This is a genomic window from Leucobacter muris, assembly GCF_004028235.1.
Lineage (GTDB): Bacteria > Actinomycetota > Actinomycetes > Actinomycetales > Microbacteriaceae > Leucobacter > Leucobacter muris.
Genome location: NZ_CP035037.1, coordinates 2,491,089 through 2,510,046, shown reverse-complemented (window position 1 = coordinate 2,510,046; position 18,958 = coordinate 2,491,089). Strand labels below are relative to the sequence as shown.

General features: G+C 71.2%; 17 protein-coding genes. 11 read left to right on the top strand and 6 right to left on the bottom strand.

Features of this window, described 5'->3' with window-relative positions; all coding sequences use genetic code 11:
• The first annotated feature begins 131 nt into the window (after positions 1 to 131).
• Positions 132 to 713: a DNA modification methylase gene (locus tag Leucomu_RS11715; protein WP_228407088.1), complete on the top strand. Its 582-nt coding sequence runs from the start codon at positions 132 to 134 to the stop codon at positions 711 to 713.
• Between the two features lie 326 nt (positions 714 to 1,039).
• Here the strand turns inward: Leucomu_RS11715 and Leucomu_RS11710 are convergent, their stop codons facing one another.
• Complete coding sequence (locus Leucomu_RS11710) at positions 1,040 to 1,735, bottom strand: response regulator transcription factor (protein WP_017883577.1); 696 nt, start codon at positions 1,733 to 1,735, stop codon at positions 1,040 to 1,042.
• Positions 1,735 to 2,964 (bottom strand): sensor histidine kinase, encoded by a 1,230-nt coding sequence (locus tag Leucomu_RS11705; protein ID WP_128387337.1) that lies wholly within the window; start codon positions 2,962 to 2,964, stop codon positions 1,735 to 1,737. The genes Leucomu_RS11710 and Leucomu_RS11705 overlap by 1 nt, the downstream gene beginning before the upstream one ends.
• A gap of 139 nt (positions 2,965 to 3,103) precedes the next feature.
• Between Leucomu_RS11705 and phoU the strand changes: the two genes are divergently transcribed.
• The 3 genes from phoU (at position 3,104) to rlmB (ending at position 6,259) form a co-directional block, all read left to right on the top strand.
• A complete protein-coding gene (phoU, locus tag Leucomu_RS11700; protein WP_128387336.1) occupies positions 3,104 to 3,745 on the top strand; it encodes a phosphate signaling complex protein PhoU in 642 nt (213 codons plus the stop codon).
• Positions 3,746 to 3,812: 67 nt separating this feature from the next.
• Entirely contained in the window at positions 3,813 to 5,273 is a 1,461-nt protein-coding gene (gene cysS, locus Leucomu_RS11695) for a cysteine--tRNA ligase (RefSeq protein WP_128387335.1), read from the top strand.
• On the top strand, positions 5,270 to 6,259 hold the full coding sequence (rlmB, locus tag Leucomu_RS11690; RefSeq protein ID WP_128387334.1) for a 23S rRNA (guanosine(2251)-2'-O)-methyltransferase RlmB: 990 nt from the start codon (positions 5,270 to 5,272) through the stop codon (positions 6,257 to 6,259). The genes cysS and rlmB overlap by 4 nt, the downstream gene beginning before the upstream one ends.
• 64 nt (positions 6,260 to 6,323) lie before the next feature.
• On the opposite strand, the gene Leucomu_RS11685 is transcribed toward rlmB, so the two are convergent.
• Positions 6,324 to 6,956: an Rv3235 family protein gene (locus Leucomu_RS11685; protein WP_128387333.1), complete on the bottom strand. Its 633-nt coding sequence runs from the start codon at positions 6,954 to 6,956 to the stop codon at positions 6,324 to 6,326.
• 348 nt (positions 6,957 to 7,304) lie between these two features.
• On the opposite strand from Leucomu_RS11685, the gene Leucomu_RS11680 reads away from it, so the two are divergent.
• Positions 7,305 to 8,813 carry a sensor histidine kinase gene (locus Leucomu_RS11680; protein ID WP_017883571.1) on the top strand — a complete coding sequence of 503 codons (1,509 nt, stop codon included), beginning with the start codon at positions 7,305 to 7,307 and terminating at the stop codon, positions 8,811 to 8,813.
• Position 8,814: 1 nt separating this feature from the next.
• Here Leucomu_RS11680 and Leucomu_RS11675 read toward each other — a convergent pair whose 3' ends face one another.
• Entirely contained in the window at positions 8,815 to 9,192 is a 378-nt protein-coding gene (locus Leucomu_RS11675) for a hypothetical protein (protein WP_128387332.1), read from the bottom strand.
• Positions 9,189 to 10,976, bottom strand: coding sequence for a PspC domain-containing protein (locus Leucomu_RS11670; protein WP_128387331.1), 1,788 nt, complete (start codon positions 10,974 to 10,976; stop codon positions 9,189 to 9,191). The genes Leucomu_RS11675 and Leucomu_RS11670 overlap by 4 nt, the downstream gene beginning before the upstream one ends.
• Before the next feature lie 114 nt (positions 10,977 to 11,090).
• On the opposite strand from Leucomu_RS11670, the gene Leucomu_RS11665 reads away from it, so the two are divergent.
• A complete protein-coding gene (locus Leucomu_RS11665) occupies positions 11,091 to 12,455 on the top strand; it encodes an ATP-binding protein (RefSeq protein ID WP_128387330.1) in 1,365 nt (454 codons plus the stop codon).
• Complete coding sequence (locus Leucomu_RS11660) at positions 12,452 to 13,153, top strand: response regulator (protein ID WP_017883569.1); 702 nt, start codon at positions 12,452 to 12,454, stop codon at positions 13,151 to 13,153. The genes Leucomu_RS11665 and Leucomu_RS11660 overlap by 4 nt, the downstream gene beginning before the upstream one ends.
• A 37-nt stretch (positions 13,154 to 13,190) precedes the next feature.
• Here Leucomu_RS11660 and Leucomu_RS11655 read toward each other — a convergent pair whose 3' ends face one another.
• Complete coding sequence (locus Leucomu_RS11655; protein ID WP_228407087.1) at positions 13,191 to 14,759, bottom strand: phospholipid carrier-dependent glycosyltransferase; 1,569 nt, start codon at positions 14,757 to 14,759, stop codon at positions 13,191 to 13,193.
• Between the two features lie 171 nt (positions 14,760 to 14,930).
• Here Leucomu_RS11655 and Leucomu_RS11650 point away from each other — a divergent pair, with 171 nt between their 5' ends.
• The 4 genes from Leucomu_RS11650 (at position 14,931) to Leucomu_RS11635 (ending at position 18,895) form a co-directional block, all read left to right on the top strand.
• Positions 14,931 to 16,718 carry a proline--tRNA ligase gene (locus Leucomu_RS11650; protein WP_128387329.1) on the top strand — a complete coding sequence of 596 codons (1,788 nt, stop codon included), beginning with the start codon at positions 14,931 to 14,933 and terminating at the stop codon, positions 16,716 to 16,718.
• Between the two features lie 262 nt (positions 16,719 to 16,980).
• The gene (locus Leucomu_RS11645) at positions 16,981 to 17,274 is read left to right on the top strand and encodes a WXG100 family type VII secretion target (protein ID WP_017883566.1); all 294 of its coding nucleotides are present in this window, start codon (positions 16,981 to 16,983) and stop codon (positions 17,272 to 17,274) included.
• A gap of 35 nt (positions 17,275 to 17,309) precedes the next feature.
• Positions 17,310 to 17,609 (top strand): hypothetical protein, encoded by a 300-nt coding sequence (locus Leucomu_RS11640; protein WP_128387328.1) that lies wholly within the window; start codon positions 17,310 to 17,312, stop codon positions 17,607 to 17,609.
• A gap of 2 nt (positions 17,610 to 17,611) precedes the next feature.
• Complete coding sequence (locus Leucomu_RS11635) at positions 17,612 to 18,895, top strand: hypothetical protein (protein ID WP_128387327.1); 1,284 nt, start codon at positions 17,612 to 17,614, stop codon at positions 18,893 to 18,895.
• Positions 18,896 to 18,958: the final 63 nt, after the last annotated feature.

The window sequence follows — 18,958 nt, the reverse complement described above, 5'->3', positions numbered from 1 at the left end:
GAATACCACACTCGTCATCTCTGACTTAGGCTTACCTAAGCTGCGTGAGGCGAACGCGGACCGTTATGATGAGTTCAAACTGTGATCGCGGTATGCGACGCACGTCATCGACCCACGGCTCGGAGGACCTCTTGAAGATTCGGATCGCCTCGTCCATCGCTCTGGCGGCGGTACTCGCGCTCGGCGCGACCGGATGCAGCCTGATCGCGCCCCAGGGCACGCTCGAGCCCTACGCACCCAGCGATGGTCGTGACATCTCGACCCAGAACGTCGACGTGCGCAACATCATGCTGATCGCCGATGAGACGGGCGAGAACTTCAATGTCGTGTTCAGCGCCGTGAACCGCAGCGGCAGCGAGCAGCAGCTCACCATCAACTTCGTGACCGAGGGCTCGGCCTCCGCCAGCGCCGAGTTCGACATCCCCACGGGCAACACCCGCTTCGGCAACCCCGACGACGAGCAGGCTCCCGTGCTCGTGTCGCTGCCCGGCGTCTCCGCGGGCGCGACGGTCGCCGCCTACTTCCAGGCCGCCGGCACCCCCGAGGTCGAGTACCAGATCCCCGTGCTCGACGGCACGCTCGCCGAGTACCGCGACTACGTGCTGCCCGCCGACTTCGGCGCCGCCGATGAGCGCGATGAGCAGGCGACCGCCGAGCAGCAGGAGGCCGCGCAGTCCCACGTCGGCGAGAACGACGAGGATCAGCCCCAGTAACCTCCGCCGCACGCGGTGCGCCCCCGGGATCCCGACGATCCCGGGGGCGCACTGCGTAGGGGCCTCTTTCCAGCCATCCCCGGGGCGTCGATCACCTCTTCCGGCCGATGCTCTCTCGGCCGCACCGATGCTCCGGTCGTACCGATACCCCCGGCGACGCTCCCTCAGCGGCACCGAGGCCCCGGCCGCATCGATACCCCCCGCGATGTTTCCCTCAGCGGCACCGATCGACGCTCGGGCACCTCGTTTCGCGGAAGAGGGGTGTCTGAACGTCGATCGGTGCTGGAGGACCCGCCGCGCCCGCTCGGACGGGGCCGGGATGCGGCCTACCCGAACCGGTAGCCCACGCCCCGCACCGTCGAGATGAGCTTCGGTTTCGAGGGCTCCTCCTCGATGCGGGCGCGGATGCGCTTGATGTGCACGTCGAGGGTCTTGGTGTCGCCGTAGTAGTTGCTGCCCCAGACCCGGTCGATGAGCTGCCCGCGGGTCAGCACGCGGCCGGAGTGCCGCATGAGCATCTCGAGCAGCTCGAACTCGCGCAGCGGCATGGCGATCTCCTCGCCGCGCACGGTCACCGCGTGGCGCTCGGAGTCGAGGCGGATCCCCAGCTCGTCGAGCACCATCTCGTCGAGGTCGTCCTCGCGATCCTCATCGCTCACGCCCGAGCGACGCAGCGCGGCCCGCACCCGGGCGAGCAGCTCGCGAGTGGAGTAGGGCTTCGTGATGTAGTCGTCGGCGCCGAGCTCGAGGCCCACGACGATGTCGATCTCGCTGTCCTTCGCCGTGAGCATGATGACGGGCACCTGCGAGGTCTGGCGGATCGCCCGGCAGACCTCGGTTCCGGGCAGGCCGGGCAGCATGAGGTCGAGCAGCACCAGGTCGGGGTGCGCGCCGCCGAACACGGTGACCGCCTCGGCGCCGTTGTCGACCACCGTCACGCGGTAGCCCTCCCGCTCGAGCAGGAACGAGAGCGGGCGGGAGATCGACTCCTCGTCTTCGACGAGCAGGATGTGCTGTGCCACTACTGGTGTCCTTTCTGGGGAACGGGGGCGGCGGTCTGCGCCGCCTCGGCGGATCCGCGCGTCGCGCGTCGCGCCTTCTTCGCCCGCTTGGAGCTCTTCGAGGAGCCCTCCGGGTCGTGGAGGGGGAAGGTGAGTGTGAAGCTCGAACCGACGCCCGGCTGCGACCACACGTCGACGTCGCCGCCGTGCGCGCGCATCGTGTGCCGGGTGATGCTGAGGCCGAGACCCGTGCCGCCCTCCCCGCGGGTGCGGGCGCCGTCGACGCGGTAGAAGCGCTCGAAGATGCGGGGCTGGTGCTCGGGCGCGATGCCCTCGCCCTGGTCGGTGACGGTCACGAGGAAGCTGCGGCGCTGGAGCTCCATGCCGATGCCCACCCGGCTGCCCTCGGGGGAGTGCCGGATCGCGTTGCTCAGCAGGTTCGCGACCGCGGTGCCGAGCGAGGTCGGGCGGCCGAGGATCGTCGCGTCGCGATCCGGCTCCGAATCGTCGGTCACGACCAACTCGATGCCGTGCTGCGCCGCGAACTCCCGGTGCGACTCGACCTCGCCGCGCACGAGGTCGCGCAGCGAGACCGACTCGCGATCCTCGGGGCGCAGCGTGGACTGCGCCTCGGAGAGCTGGATGATGTCGCGGCTCAGCTCGCCGAGCCTGCGCGACTCCTTCACGAGGCTCTTCGCGAAGCCGCGCACCAGCTCGGGCTCGTCGGCGGCCTGCTGCACGGCCTCGGAGAGCAGACCGATCGCGGCGATCGGGGTCTTCAGCTCGTGGCTCACGTTCGCGATGAAGTCCCGTCGCATCGCGTTCACGCGCTGTTCCTCGCCCAGATCCTCGGCGAGCACCACCGCGAAGCGCCGCTGGATGCGCACGATGTGGATGCGCACCGTGTCGGCGGGATCCGTGGGATCGGGCTCGTGGGTGTCGGGCGCACCCGTCGTCATCACCCGCCGCACCCTGGCCAGGAACTCGGGATCGCGGATGTCCTCGTCGCTGATGTGGCGCTCCTGACGGGCGATCGGGTTCGCGTACACCGGGGTGAGGGAGGAGTCGAGGATCACCGCGAACATGTCGATTTCGTCGAGGATCGTAGTGGCGACCTCGCCGAGCTCGGGCCGCAGCTCGGCCGCGCGTCGACGGCCCGCCCTCCGCATGCCCAGGATGGTGACGGCCACGCCCGCGCCGACCACGGCTCCCAGTGCCGTCGAAGCGAGAACGAGCAGGGTCGGGTCCATGTCTTTTATCGTAGAGGTGGCCCCCGGCGCGAGATCCAGAGTTCAACTGTTGTTCACCTGCCGGTGCGCCGTGGTTCATCGATCCGCCCCAGACTGGTGAGGGTGCCCGTTCGGCGCAGCATTTGAGAGAGGAAACGGCATGCGTGAGGTCTTCCAGCAGGAACTGCGCGAGGTGCAGGAGCGCCTCGTCAAGATCGCCGAGCTCGTAGAGGCGGCGATCGAGAACGCCACCGCCGCCTTCGGCAACTCCGACGTCGCCCTCGCCGAGCAGGTGCTCGACGGCGCCGACGAGATCGACGTGCTCGCAGCCCAGCTCGACCAGCTCACGATCGACATCCTGGCCCGTCAGCAGCCCGTCGCGTCCGACCTGCGCCTCATGGTCGGCGCCCTGCGCATGAGCGCCTCCCTCGAGCGCATGGGCGACCTCGCCCAGCACATCGCGCAGCTCGCGCGCTACCGCTACCCCGAGAGCGCGATCCCGAAGGGCCTCAAGAAGATCTTCGTGCGCATGGGCGCGCTCGACGTCGAGATGGCGAGCAAGATCGTCGAACTGCTCGGCACGCAGGACCCGCGGGTGATCGAGGAGGTGCGCGACCTCGACGACGACCTCGACGAGCTGCACGCCAAGGTGTTCGAGAAGGTGCTCAGCGACAAGCTGGCCGCCAACCCGATGGGCGCCGTCGACGCGACCCTCGCGAGCCGGTACCACGAGCGCTTCGGCGACCACGCCGTGAGCATCGCCAAGCAGGTGCAGTTCTTCCTGCACGGCACGCTCGACTGAGCGATCCGCTCGCGCCGCCGGCGCCGGCCGCACCGGCCGCGCGGTCGGCCGCAGGTAGGCTTGTAGGGTGAGACAACGCATCTACGATTCGCGCGCGCAGCAGGTCGTCGATTTCGAGCCCCGCGAGGAGGGCCGGATCGGCCTCTACGTCTGCGGCCCCACCGTGCAGTCGGCCCCCCACATCGGGCACCTGCGCAGCGCGCTCGTCTACGACCAGATGCGGCGCTGGTTCACGGCGACCGGCCACGACGTCACCCTGATCCGAAACGTCACCGACATCGACGACAAGATCCTCGACCACGCCCGCGCCGCCCAGCAGAGCGGATCCGCCGAGCAGTGGTGGGCCCTCGCCTACCGCGTGGAGCGCGAGTTCACCGCCGCCTACGAGGCGATCGGCGTGCTGCCGCCCACTTACGAGCCGCGCGCCACGGCGAACATCGCCGAGATGATCGCGCTCATCGAGCGGCTCATCGGGCGCGGCCACGCCTACCGGGCGGCCGACGGTTCGGCGAGCGTCTACTTCGACACCGCGAGCTGGCCCGAGTACGGCGCCCTCACGCGTCAGAGCCGCGAGCAGATGGACGCTGCGGCCGATTCGGAACCGGTGGGCAAGCGCGACCCCCGCGATTTCGCGCTCTGGAAGGCGCACCGCGAGCACGAGCCGGTGTCGGCCTCGTGGGAGTCGCCGTGGGGGCGCGGCCGGCCCGGCTGGCACATCGAGTGCTCGGCGATGGCGACGCGCTACCTGGGCGAGCAGTTCGACATCCACGGCGGCGGCCTCGACCTGCGCTTCCCGCACCACGAGAACGAGCTGGCGCAGTCGCAGGCCGCGGGCCACCCGTTCGCGCGTCACTGGATCCACAACGGCCTCGTGAACACGGGCGGGCAGAAGATGTCGAAGTCGCTCGGCAACTCGCTGTTCGCCGCAGACCTGCTGGCGGCTGCGCGGCCCGTCGTGCTGCGCTACTTCCTCGGATCGGCGCACTACCGTTCGGTGCTCGAGTTCTCGGACACCTCGCTCGCCGAGGCGGCAGCGGCGTTCGAGCGCATCGAGGGCTTCCTCGAGCGCGCCGGCAAGCTCGCCGAGGCGGCGGGCGCCCCGATCCCCGCCCCGGGCGAGGGCGACGCCGCGTCACGGCTCCCCGCCGCGTTCGTCGAAGCGATGCTCGACGACTTCGCGGTTCCGCAGGCGCTCGCCGCTCTGCACGGCGCCGTCCGAGCGGGCAACGCGGCGATCGACTCCGCCGACACCGCGACGGCGCTCGCCCGAGCCGCGGAGGTCGCCGCCATGCTCGACGTGCTCGGCCTCGATCCGCGAGCCGACTCCTGGGCCGCGCCCGGCGGCTCCGCACCCGGCGATGCATCCGCATCCGCCCTCGACCACCTCGTGCGCGCGCTCATCGAGCAGCGCGCCGAAGCCCGCGCGAACAAGGACTTCGCCGCGAGCGACGCGATCCGGGACCGCCTGCTGGCGGCCGGCGTCGCGCTCGAAGACACCCCGAACGGAACCCGCTGGAGCCTGTCATGAGTAATAAGAAGAGCCGTACCGGCGCAGTGCGCAAGAAGGGCCTCGGCAAAGCCGTCGGCTCGGGCGGGCAGGGGCGTCAGGCCCTCGAGGGCCGCGGCCCCACGCCCCGCGCCGAGGATCGCGAGTATCACGCCGCCTACAAGGCCAAGAAGTCGCGCGAGCGCTACGAGGCGGCGAAGCTGCGGCACGCGGGCGGCGCCGGCCGCGGCCCCGAGCGAGGCCGCGGCGGTGCGAAGAAGGACGAGTCCGAGCTCGTGACCGGCCGCAACGCCGTGCTCGAGGCCCTACGCACCCGCATCCCAGCGACCGCGCTCTACATCGCCGCGCGCATCGAGATGGACGACCGCACGCGCGAGATCCTGCGCCTCGCGACGAACCGCAACGTGCCCGTGCTCGAGGTGATGCGCCCCGAGATGGATCGCATGACCGAGCGCGACACGGTGCACCAGGGCGTGGTGCTCAAGGTGCCGCCGATGGAGTACGCGCACCCCCTCGAGATGCTCGACGAGATCATCGGCCGCGACGAGGTGCCGCTGATCGTCGCGCTCGACGGCGTCACCGACCCCCGCAACCTGGGAGCGATCATCCGCTCGACCGCCGCGTTCGGCGGGCAGGGCGTGGTCGTGCCGCAGCGCCGGTCGGCCGGCCTCAACTCGGCCGCCTGGAAGACCTCGGCCGGCGCCGCCGCCCGCATCCCCGTGGCGATGGCGTCGAACCTCACGCAGACCCTCAAGGAGTTCAAGAAGCAGGGCGTCTTCGTGCTCGGCCTCGACGGCGGCGGCAACGTGTCGCTGCCCGGGCTCGAGCTGGCGGATCGCCCGCTCGTGCTCGTGATCGGCAGCGAGGGCAAGGGACTCTCGCGGCTCGTCACCGAGCACTGCGACGCGGTCGTGTCGATTCCGATCTCGTCGGCGGCCGAGTCGCTGAACGCCGGCATCGCGGCGAGCGTCGCACTCTACGAGGTGGCGAAGCTCCGCGCGGAGTAGCGGCTGCCGGGAGTTCGAGGTCGCGGGTTTGCGGGGCGCTTCACGGTGACTCCGCGGCCGCGGCTCAGAGCACCGTGAGCGATGTGGCGCGCCAGCGGCCGGCCGCGTGCTCGAGCCGCATCGCGACGACGCAGGATCTCGGCTCCGCGAACAGCACGACGGTCGCCTCGATCACGTGCGGCATCGGCCGTCCGATATGCGCCCTGCCGGGGGTCGCCACGATGCGGCGGTCGTCGCGGTAGATCGTGCGGCGCTCGGTGCGGGCGGCGCGTCGCTCACGCAGCTGCTGCACGACCGCCGGTGTGATCCACCCCGCGAGCTGGGCGATCGCGCGCGAGCCCTCGAGGGCTTCGAAGGCGTAGAGCGCGAGCCTCTGGACGAGCTGCGCGGGAGGCGGCGGGATGTCGCCGTTGTCGCTGCCCGTGCCGGATGCGGAGCTGGGGCGCAGGCGGCCGCCCGGTCCCGTGTCGGCCCCGACCGGCGTCTCGCCGAGTGCGGGCAGCGCGCGCAGGTGCCGCCGAGTCGACCTGCTCGGAGCGCGCAGCGGCGCCGGGCCGACCGGCCGCGCGATGGGTGTCGCGGCCGGCGCGAGCGGTGAGTCCGCCGGTGCGAACGGTGAGTCGGCAGGGGTCGGCGGACGCGGCGACGGGCCGGTGGAGTTCTGGCGCGCGGGGGTGCGAGGGGCGGAAGAGGGCATGAGGATCTCCTTTCGCGTCAGCCGACCGGGTCGTCGACGACGATGCGTCATCGCATCGAACACCGAGTTTCGCGATAACTGTCGCGGAGTCGGGGAAGCTCCACACTAGAGAATGCGACCTGCGGCGGGTCAAGAGCTTTTGGGAGCAGGATGTAAAAGCTGTGATAAAGCTGTGCTTAGCCTGGGGCGGGGGATGGGTCGTTCCGCATTGAGCCGTCGTCGGCGCGGGTCTCCGGCGCGGGTCTCCGGCGCGCCTGCTCGGAGACAGCCGATGGAAGCCCGTTCGGGCTTCAGCGGATCGAGCGGCGGCGCAGCGTCGGCCCGGGTCGGGTGCCCTAGGCTGAGGGGGTGGCAACTCTGCGTGATCTCGCGACGAAGTACTCGACCCTGAACGAAGAAGAGGTCGAGTGGCTCGAGCTGCTCGCCCTCGACTGGCAGCTGCTCGCCGACCTCGCCCTCAGCGACGTCGTGCTCTGGGTGCCGACCGAGAGCGGCGACTACCTCGCGGTGGCGCACAGCCGGCCCGCGGGCTCGGTCACGCTGTTCTACCGCGACGTGATCGGCGAGTTCCTGCGCCCGGACTGGCGCGAACTGGTCGACGAGGCGATGGGGACGGGGGAGCCGGTCATCTCGACGTCTCCCGCGTGGTACGAGGAGAACCCGATGCGGCTCTCGGCCTACTCGGTGAGCCGCCTCGCCGACGGCGAGGAGTTCGGCCCGTTCGCCGTCGTCACCGTGCACACGAGCGTCGCCGACACCCAGAAGGCGTCGCGCATCGGAGCCGCGTTCCGCGAGGTCTCCGACGACATGTTCATGATGATCCGGCACGGCCTCTTCCCGTCGCCCGGTTCATCCCCCGGGCGCCAGCACGGCGCCCCTCGCGCCTCCGACGGCCTGGCCCGCATCGACCTCGAGGGCACCGTGACCTTCGCAAGCCCCAACACCCAGACCATCTTCAACCGGCTCGGCTTCCGCGACGAGCTCGAGGGCGAGAACTTCTCGGAGGTGATCGCCGAGATCGTCAAGGGGCAGTTCGACACCAACGAGTCGCTGCCGCTCATCGCGCAGGGCAAGGTCGCGAAGCGCGGCGAGATCACCGCGCGCGGCCGCACCGTGAACCTGCGCTCCATCCCCGTGATCCGCGACGGTGCGCGCGTCGGCGGCATCGTGCTCACCCGAGACGTGACCGAGCTGCGGCAGCAGGCCCAGGAGCTCATCACCAAGGACGCGACCATTCGCGAGATCCACCACCGGGTGAAGAACAACCTGCAGACGGTGGCCTCGCTGCTGCGGGTGCAGGCCCGCCGCGCGCGCAGCGAGGAGGCCAAGCAGGTGCTCGGCCAGGCCATGCGCCGCGTCGCCGCCATCGCCGTGGTGCACGACACGCTGTCGACGGGCCTCTCTCAGATCGTCGACTTCGACGTGGTCTTCGACCGGGTGCTGGGGCTCGCCGCCGAGGTCGCGAGCCTGCACAACACCACCGTGCACCTGCGAAAGGACGGCGAGTTCGGCGAGCTGCCCTCGGAGTACGCGACGCCGCTGGCGCTGGCGCTCACCGAGATCGTGACGAACGCCGTCGAGCACGGCCTCGCGGGGCGCGAGGGAGAGGTGTTCATCCGCGCGAACCGCAGCGACGAGAGGCTCGCCGTCGAGGTCGTCGACACCGGCACGGGTCTGCCCGGGGGCGCCGTCGGCGACGGCCTCGGCACTCAGATCGTGCGCACCCTCGTCGAGGGCGAGCTCGGCGGCAGCATCGTGTGGGGCCCCAGCGAGGGCGGCGGCACCCGCGTGGCCGTGCAGGTGCCGCTGCACTGGATCTCGGCGCAGACGCGCGAGATCCCTCGCATCCAGGGCTGACTCAGCGTCTGCCTCGCAGCAGGATCGCCCCGCCCACCACGAGCAGCAGCACGCCGAGGCCGATCACCGTCGCGGTGATCCACCAGGCGGTGTCGAGGCCGTCGGTGCCGAACGCGCGCTGCGCCGCATAGCCGCAGAAGGCGAGGATCAGCGCGCCCCAGACGATCGGTCCGGTGCGCGGTCCGGTGCGGGCCGGCGGTCGGGCGTCCGCGGCGACCGGCGCCGGATGGGCGCCAGCGGCGGGCGCGGCGGGAGCGGCACCGGATGCGGCCGATGCCCCGTCGGTCTCGGGGGGAGGGGGCACGAGATCGTCTCGCCCGTGCGGCAGCGGCGTGGTCTGCGGCTCGTGCGGCTCGGAGCCCTGGTCGTTCGTGTTCATCGCGCCATCTCCTGTTCGAGGTCGTTCACGGTGTCGAGTAGCTCGTCGCGCTGCCGTTCGAGCGATCGCTGCTCGCTCGCACTCAGGCCGGGCTCCTCCAGCCTCCACTCGACGCGCTCGAGCTGCTGCTGCGCCTCGTCGAGGCGCTCGGCGTCGGCACCGGCCCGCTGCTCGGCGGCGATGCGGCGCTGCTCGTCTTCGAGTCGCTGCCGTTCGCGCTCGCCGATCTGACCCACCGACGATCCGCCGCCCTCGACGCGCACGTTGCCGGCGAGCAGGTATACCGTGACATGCGCGACCGAGTCGTCGGCGAAGGCGTCGCCGGTGCCGGTGAGCGTCGTGCCCGTGTCGTGGGCGAGGAACGGCCCCGAGATCCTGAAGCCGTCGCGCTCGGTGCCCGTCTCCTTGACGTTGCCGGCGAGCACCCGCACCCGCACCGCCGTGGGTCGATGCTCTGGGAGCTGCACCGTCGCGTTGCCGGCGAGCTGCCAGACCTCGATGTCGCCCCCGTCGCCGGGATGCTCGTCGAGGCTGCTGAGGTCGATCTCGACGTTGCCGGCCACGACGACGGTGCCCGCGGGGCTCATCCCGTCGACGTGCGCGGTGCCGAACGGCTGGAAGCGGGTGCCCCAGGGCAGCACGACGGTGATGAGCAGCGCGAACACACCGCAGGCGGCGAGGAACCCGACCCAGCCGGTGTGGCGGCCGCGCACCCCGGCGACGATGAGCGAGAGCGCCAGCACTGCGAGCGCCGCGATGATGGCCGCGAGCAGGGGTGCCGGTGCGACGCTGCTCACCTGCGGGGGCACGTCGAGGCCCATCACCCAGAGCGCGGTGCCGCCTGCCGCGAGCAGTGCGAGTGCGAGTGTGAGCACCGCCTGCGCGGGGCCCATGCGGTGCGCGTCGTGGTGCTCGGCGTACCGGGCGCTCCACTCGTCGGCCTGGCGGCCGACCTCTTCGCTCCAGCGGGTGGCCTTCTCGCCGACGCGCTCGCCCCAGGCCGCGGCGTCTTCGGCGGTGCGCTTCGCGAACTCGTCGGTGCGATCGGCGAAGGAGCGGCCGCCTGAGGCCGGCGGAATCGAGCCGTCCGCGCTGGGCGAGCCCGGCGCGGACGTCGGGGTGGGCGGACCGAGGGGCTCGGTGCCCGAGCCATCGGCGGTGGCGGCGAAGCCGGCCCCGAACGGGGGAGCGGGCGCCGACGAGCCCGTCGCCGCCGCCTCGTCAGCGGTCTCGGCGGCGCGCTGCCCGGCCTGCTCGCGACCACGGTTCAACAGGGCCTTGCGCAGCCACAGGAAGCCGAACACGAGGATCGCGATCCAGAACAGCCAGGCGACGGTGCGCGGAATCCACTCGGGCACTCCCACGGAGCCCCAGAGATCCCAGCCCCAGAAGCCGGGCGCGCCGACCAGCGGCGCCCCCGTGAGCACGAACCCGACGATCGCCGGGATGATGACCACTGCGGCGAAGATGATCGCCGCGGTCAGCACCCCGGCCGATGCTCGCCCCCGGAAGATGTCCTCCACGTGGATGCGCCCGGTCGAGTCGGGCAGCAGCAGCCAGCCCACGAGGTAGAGGATCACGCCGGGCCCGCCGAGCAGTGCCAGCACCACGAAGATGCCGCGCACGATGAGCGGGTCGATGCCGGCCTTCGCCGCGATGCCTCCGGCCACGCCGGCGAACCAGCGGTCGGAGCCGCGCACGATGCCGAGGCCGCGGAGCCAGGCGAAGAAGCCCTGCCCGGCCGGGGCGCCCCCGGGGCGTTCGGATTCTGATGATTCGTTCATGCTTCGAGTCTGACGCCGACCACCGACACCGCGCCATCGGGGATCACCCTGAGCGACCCCTGATGTTTCGAACGCGACCCCGACCGTGTCGGCGGCCCGTGCTTTGATGGAAGCATGCAGCGACCGCCCCTCACCCGTTCGCGCGACGCCGGCGTTCTCGCCGGTGTCTGCGCGGGTCTCGCCGAGCACCTCGGCTGGCCGATCGCGGTGGTGCGCGGAGCGATGCTCGGCATGTGCCTGTTCGGCGGAGCGGGCGGGCTGCTCTACCTCTGGCTGTGGGGCACGGTGCCCCTCGAGGGCGAGGTCGAGGGCGTGGTGCCGCTGCGCCGAGCCCTCACCCGTCCCTCGGCCGCCGCGCCTCGGGCAGAGGGTCAACTCCCGCTCTCCGGGCCGCGCGCGGCCCCCTCAGCGGAGGCGACGCGGGAAGGCACGCGTTCGTCGGCGCGGCCCGAAGCGCCCGCTCCGGAGCCCCGGTCGGGCGAGGCGCCCCGCCCCCGCCCGCGGTGGCCCATCGCCGAGCTGCTGCTGGGCGTCTGCCTGCTGATCGCGGGCGCCGGCCTCGTGCTCGACCGCCTCGGCGCGCACCTCGAGCTCGAGCTGCTGCTGCCCGCTCTCGCGGTGCTCGTCGGGGTCGGGCTCACCTGGTGGCAGATCGCGGATCGCGACCGCCCAGACCGCAACCAGCTGCCGCGCGTGCTCGGCGCACTCGCGCTGGTGGCCGTGGGAGTGCTCATGATCTTCGTGACCTCGCGCGAGCCGAACGCCTGGACGGTGGTCGCAGCCTCCCTCGCCGTGCTCGCGGGCGTCGCGCTCGCCATCGCGCCGTGGCTGCTGCGTATCAACCGCGAACTGATCGCCGAGCGCGCGGCGCGCGCGAGGGAGGCCGAGCGCTCCGACATCGCGGCGCACCTGCACGACTCGGTGCTGCAGACCCTGGCGCTCATTCAGCAGCGGTCGGAGCCGGGCAGCGACGTCGCACGGCTCGCGCGGGGCCAGGAGCGCGAGCTGCGGGAATGGCTGTTCCGGTCGGCCGACGGGGCTCCGCAGCCGCAGCGCGAGGCCGTCGATGCAGAGCTCAGGGCGCATGCGACGGCGCTCGAGGGGGATCACGCCGCGCGCTTCGAGGTGGTGTCCGTCGGTGGCAGCGCGACCGCGCCCGAGGCGATCGTGCTCGCAGCCCGGGAGGCCATGCTCAACGCCGCGCGGCACGCCGGGGGCGACGTGACCGTCTACATCGAAGCCGCTCGCGACCGCATCTCCATCGACGTGACCGACCGCGGCCCCGGCCTCGATCCCGAGCGGCTGCCCGAGGGTCGGATGGGCGTGCGGGAGTCGATCCTCGGCCGCATGGAGCGCGCCGGCGGCTCGGCGAGGATCGTTCCCGGCCCGGGCGGCGGCACCTCGGTGCGACTGGAGATGCCCATCGACCAGCCGGTCGCCGAGACCGCCGAGCACGAGCGACGAGGGAGCGAACGATGACGGAGCAGCGCGAAGCGGACGAGCAGCGGGATCGGGGCGGGGCGCCGATCCGGGTGGTGATCGTCGATGACCACCAGATCTTCCGCACCGGGCTGCGCGCGGAACTCGGGCCGCAGCTCGACGTCGTGGGCGAGGCGGCGAGCGTCGACGAGGCCGTCGAGCGCGTCGCGGCGCTCGCCCCCGACGTGGTGCTGCTCGACGTGCATCTGCCGGGCGGGCGCGGCGGGGGCGGGGCCGAGGTCGTGCAGCGCCTTGCCGCCGATCCGACGCTGCGCGCGACGCGCTTCCTCGCGCTCAGCGTCTCGGACGCGGCCGACGACGTGGTCAGCGTCATCCGCGCCGGCGCGCGCGGGTACCTCACCAAGACGGCCTCGGGGGCCGAGGTGACGGCAGCGGCCCTGCGCGTGCACGGGGGCGACGCGGTGTTCTCGCCGCGACTCGCGGGCTTCGTGCTCGACGCTTTCGGAGCGGGTCTCGGCGAGACCGCCGCCGCCGACGACGAACTCGATCGGCTCTCGGCCCGCGAGCAGGAGGTCATGCGCATGATCGCCCGCGGCTACGCCTACAAAGAGGTGGCCGCAGAGCTGTTCCTCTCGGTCAAGACGGTCGAGACCCACGTCTCGAAGGTGCTGCGCAAGCTGCAGCTCTCGAACCGTCACGAGCTCACCGCCTGGGCGTTGCAGCGGCGCCTGCTGTGACCGGGCACCGGCTCCGTCCGGGCCGGTCAGCAGCGGGTCAGCTCCACCCGGGCAGCCACAGGTGCAGCTGCCAGAACCAGTCGGCGACCGGCATGCCCGACCACACCGGGAAGAAGAACACGGCGAGCACTCCGGCCACGACCACGAACAGTGCGACCGCGAGGCGACGGCCGAGCAGGGCGGCCGGCTCGGGGTCGAACGGCGCCTCGAAACGCGCGCCGTCCCTCGAACGCAGCGGGATCCCGCACAGCATCCCGAGCACGAGCCCCAGCGCGAGGGCCGAGAACGGAGTCAGCACCACCGCGTAGAACTGGAACACCGCCGAGCGCGAGAACGTGAGCACCCAGGGCAGCCACCCCGACAGGTAGCCCGTGAGCACGAATGCGCCCCCCAGCAGCAGGGGGCTGCGGGCCGCCCCGCCGGGCCCGATCCCGAACCCCCCGCGCGAGCGGACCAGCTGCCGCACCAGCAGCCAGACCAGCCCGACGAGCGCGGCCGCCCCTCCCCAGGTCACGAGCGGATTCGGCAGCGGCGAGATGCCCGACACGCACTCGCTCCACGAGCACCCCTCGGACCAGCGCACCTCGTACATCGCGGTCGGCACGAGTGCGAGGGGCCAGCTCAGCGGAGGCGACTGGTACGGGTGGGGCGCGGTGAGCGTGCTGTGCCACGACAGCATCTCGGCGTGGTACTCGACGAACGCCGCGGGCCACGGCGTTCCGGGCGTGCGCCCCCACCCGCCGGGGGTGAGGATCCAGCCCGTCCAGCTCGCGAGATAGGCCAGCGCCGCCGCCGGCAGAACCAGCACCGCGGTGACCGCCGCCTGGGCGGCCGATCGTCGCACCCCCGCGTGCTCGCGCCGGCGCAGCCGAGCGAGCAGATCCCGCACCGCCACGAAGACGAGGAGGAACGCGAGCGGGTAGAGCCCCGACCACTTCACCGCCGCAGCCGCGCCGAAGGCGAGCCCCGCGGCGACGAGCCAGGGGCGCCAGACGAGGATCGGCCGCGCGTCGGCCCGAGATCCGGCGGTGAGGCCGTTCCGGCCCGTCCCGACAGGTCGATCCTGCGACCTCAGCGACACCCACTCCGCGTCCCGCCACACGAAGAGCGCGCCCAACGCTACGAACAGCGTGAGAAAGCCGTCGAGCAGCGCCACGCGGGTCAGCACCACGTGCACGCCGTCGATCGCGAGCAGCAGGCCCGCGGTGCACGCGATGACCAGGCTGCGCGAGAGCAGCCAGCCGAGCCGCATCACCACGGCGACCGTCGCCACGCCCGCCAGCGCGACCGCGCTGCGCCAGCCCCAGCCGCTGTCCGGGCCGAAGACCAGGATCCCGAGCCCGATCAGCCACTTGCCGAGCGGCGGGTGCACGGCGTTGGACGGTGCGTCGCCGAACGCCGTCGCGCGAGCCCCGGCCATCGAGGGCTCGTCGTCCGGCCAGACGGTCGGGAAGCCGTGCGCGAGCTGGCTGATCGCGTCGCGCACGTAGTAGAGCTCGTCGAACACGAGCACCCCCGGGCGGCCCAGCGCCCAGAACCGCAGCGCGGCGGCGATCCCGAGCACCAGCGCGGGAGCGACCCAGCGCAGCCACCGTCTTCCCCTCATGCCCCCAGACTAGGGTGGGCGCGGCGAGGGGCGCGCGGGTGCGGCGCCCCTCGTGCGGTGGAGCGCCCATCGAAGCGGCTGCAACCCGGGAAGCCGTCCGCTCCGGCGGGGATCCAGTGCACGACGAATCGAGTGATGATGGCCCGGCGCCGACGGGGCTACGATGGTGGGGTGATTACGCGGCTCAGCAACTACTTCCTGAAGACCCTCCGTGAGGATCCCGCCGACGCCGAGGTGGCCAGCCACAAGCTGCTCGTGCGCGCCGGCTACATCCGCCGACAGGCGCCGGGAGTCTTCGGCTGGCTGCCGCTGGGGCTGCGCGTCAAGGCGAAGCTCGAGCAGATCATCCGCGACGAGATGGCCGCGGCGGGCGCCCACGAGGTGCACTTCCCCGCCATGCTGCCGCGCGAGCCCTACGAGGCCACCGGCCGCTGGGAGGAGTACGGCGACGCGCTGTTCCGCCTGAAGGACCGGCACGGCGCCGACTACCTGCTCGCCCCCACCCACGAAGAGGCCTTCACCCTGATGGTGAAGGACATCGTCTCGTCGTACAAGGATCTGCCCCTCTCGCTCTACCAGATCCAGGACAAGTACCGTGACGAGGCCCGGCCCCGCGCGGGCCTGTTGCGCGGGCGCGAGTTCACCATGAAGGACGCGTACTCCTTCGACGTCTCCGACGAGGGGCTCGCCGCGAGCTACCAGCGGCAGCGCGACGCCTACGAGCGCATCTTCTCCCGGCTCGGCCTCGAATACGTGATCGTCTCGGCCGACGCCGGAGCGATGGGCGGGTCGCGCAGCGAGGAATTCCTGCTGCCGATCGGCATCGGCGAGGACACCTTCGTGCGCTCGGCGGGCGGCTACGCCGCGAACGTCGAGGCCTACGCGACGCCCGTGCCCGATCCGGTGCCCGCCGAGGTGATCGCGGGCCTGCCGCAGCCGGTCGTGTTCGACTCGCCCGACACCCCCACGATCGACACGCTCGTCGCGCACACGAACGCGGTGCTGCCCCGCGAAGACGGCCGGGCCTGGCGGGCCGCCGACACGCTCAAGTGCCTCGTGTTCGCGGTGACGAACCTCGAGGGCGAGCGCTCGCTCGTGGTGATCGGCGTGCCCGGCGACCGCGACGCCGACATGAAGCGCGTCGAAGTGGCGTTCCCCGGCTGCGAGGTCGAGCCCGCGACCGCCGCGGACTTCGAGAAGCACCCCGGGCTCGTCAAGGGCTACATCGGCCCCGCGCTGAACGGCGAGGCCGTGCTGGGCCTCGAGGGAACGACGGGGATCCGCTTCCTGCTCGACCCCAGGGTCATCGACGGCACCCCCTGGGTGACCGGCGCGAACGAGCACGAGAAGCACGTCGCGCACCTCGTCGCAGGCCGCGACTTCACCGCCGACGGCGTGGCCGACGTCGCGACCGTACGCGACGGCGACCCCGCGCCCGACGGCTCGGGCCCCATCGAGACCGCTCGCGGCATGGAGATCGGCCACGTCTTCCAGCTCGGCCGCAAGTACGCCGAAGCCCTCGGCCTCAAGGTGCTCGACGAGAACGGCAAGCTCGTCACCGTGACCATGGGCTCCTACGGCATCGGCGTGACCCGCATCATGGCGATCCTCGCCGAGCTGCACCACGACGACCGCGGGCTGATCTGGCCCGCCGCGGTGGCGCCGTTCGACGTGCACCTCGTCGCGACCGGCAAGGACACGGCCGTCTACGACATCGCCGACTCGCTCGCCTCGACCCTCGACGCCGCGGGCGTCGACGTGCTGTTCGACGACCGGCCCAAGGTGTCGCCCGGCGTGAAGTTCGGCGACGCCGAACTGCTCGGCGTGCCGCGCGTGGTGGTCGTGGGACGCGATGCCGCCGAGGGTTTCGCCGAGGTATGGGATCGCGCCGCGGGCACGAAGGATCGCGTGGCGCTCGCCGACGTGCCCGCGCTCTTCACGGGTGCGACCGCGCAGTAGCGGAGACGACGCGCGCTGCGCGTGATCGGAGAGGCCCCGGATCGCTCGATCCGGGGCCTCTTTGCGTATCAGAGCGTTGGCGGCACTTCGCTCCCACATGGTTGATAGCTTGCTTCTTGCCTGAGTTATCCACATATTTGTATTGCTTACGCATTGTGAAGTCATATAGAGGGTAGCGTTGCAGACATCGCCTCAGCGGCGACCTCTCACTCATCATCTTCGCGGGCGCTTCTCCTCGCGGACCGGAACGAACGGACCCCCCATGGCTAACATCAGCGTCTCCTACGCCGAGATCGAGCAGTCGGCGACCCAACTGGGCGTCGGGCGCGACGAGATCACCCAAAAGCTGCAGCTGATGCAGCAGCAGATCGCCTCGCTCGTGTCCTCGGGTTTCGTCACCGACCAGGCCTCGGTGCGATTCAACGAGGCCTACGGGCAGTACACCGCGAGTGCCAACACCGTGATCGAGAAGCTCACCGAGATCCAGAGCTTTCTCACCCAGACCGCGAACGCGATGCGCGACATGGACGCGCAGATCGCGTCGCGGATCAACTAGGGCCGGCCTGCTGCTCGGTCGAGGAGGGTTGCGCCGTGTCTGATCTGAAACTGTCCAGCGAGCAACTGCATGCGGCGGCCTCCGGGTTGCACCGCGCGTGTTCCGCCGTTCCCGCGAGTGCGGTGACGGGGCTGCCGATACGTGGCGCCGCCACATACGAGAACGTGACCGACCGCATCGACGCGTTCTTCCGGGCCGTCGAGACCGGCATGGCGGAGCTCTCGATCTCGGCGGCTTCCGCTCGCGCTTCGGTCATCGCCGTCGCCGATACGGCGAAGCAGACTGATAATCGCATTGCGCACGGCGTCGGCTCCGGCGGAACAGCGACGGTCTAGTCATGCCGGTGCTGCTGCCCCCGGTCGAAGGCGGTGTACTGCACGAGCGGTCGCCCGTGGCGGGGTCTCCCGCTGACGCGGCTCAGGCCGCCCAGGTTCTACGCGGCGTGGTCCGTCGACTCGAAGAGATGATCGGGCACACGGTCCAGGCGTCTGGATCTTTGAACGCGATGCGGGCGGTGAGCATACGGAACCTGCAGGCCCGGCTCGACAGCCGTGTGGTTTCCGGAGCCCGCGCGTTCACGCGGTCGGTGACCGCAGGTGCGCAGGCATTCGGCAGGTACGCGTCCGAGATCGAAGAGATCCATACCGCCGCTCATGCGGTGGTGACCCGGGTTGAATCCGAACTGGCCGTGATCGTCGCGGCCTCCCGTCGATTGGAAGCCGCATGCGAGGGCCTCGGAGTAGGAAGCCGGTGCGTGCCCGAGAGATGGAACGCGCCGCCGAGCGTGTTCCCGCCTGCGGACCCCGGGGAGTCGGTGTTCGCGGGTGCTGAGACGGTCGACCCCGCGGTCGCCGCGCGCGGGACCGCGAAGCGGGCTGCGCGGGCGCAAGCCGAGGCCGAGTGGGCAAGCGCGGTTCGGATATGGCTGGGCGCCGTGGAGCGCGTATGCGCGGAGCAACGTCTGTGGCGTGCTCTCGTTGAGGATCGGAGGAACGCAGAGCATGCGCTCGTGAACGCACTGGATCGCACGGATATCGGCGAGCTGATCCGTTTCTCGGGAGGCCCGGTTCCTGCGAGCATGTTCCAAACGGATATCAGCGGTACATCGCGGCCCAGAAGTCTCGCCGACGATCCGAACATGCGACGGATCCTTTCGGGCGGGCTCTCTGAGACCGAGGTTGCTGCGGCATGGAAAGCGATCCGAGAGTCGGCGCGGTACGGGAAGAGCGAAGTTCAGAATCTTCCCCTCGACGTGCTCGCGGTGCTGGCGCGCACGAACGGCATTCCGGCCTGGGTGCAGGATATCGCCGGGCGAGCGGTGCTCGATCACGCACTGACCGATCCGGCTTCGGCCTATGAGCTGATGTACGGTTCACCGCCCGGGGATCCGCTCGCTCTCACCGAGTTCATGCGGCATGTCGAGGGGCTGAATGAAGCGCTCGTCGACGCCGACCGGAGAATCGGGAAAGACCTCCCCGCCGGCACGAGGATCCAGCTCGTGAACCTGGGAACGCACGACGGCGCTCTGACCGCCGGGATCTCGCTCGGCAACCTCGACCGTGCGTCTCATGTGGGGGTGAACTACGCGGGCATGAACTCGAGTGTGGGACTGTCTGAATAATGGTGTGTGAGGGTCCGGCCTGATCCGAAAGGAGATGGCCGTGGCTGACACGACCACTGTCGT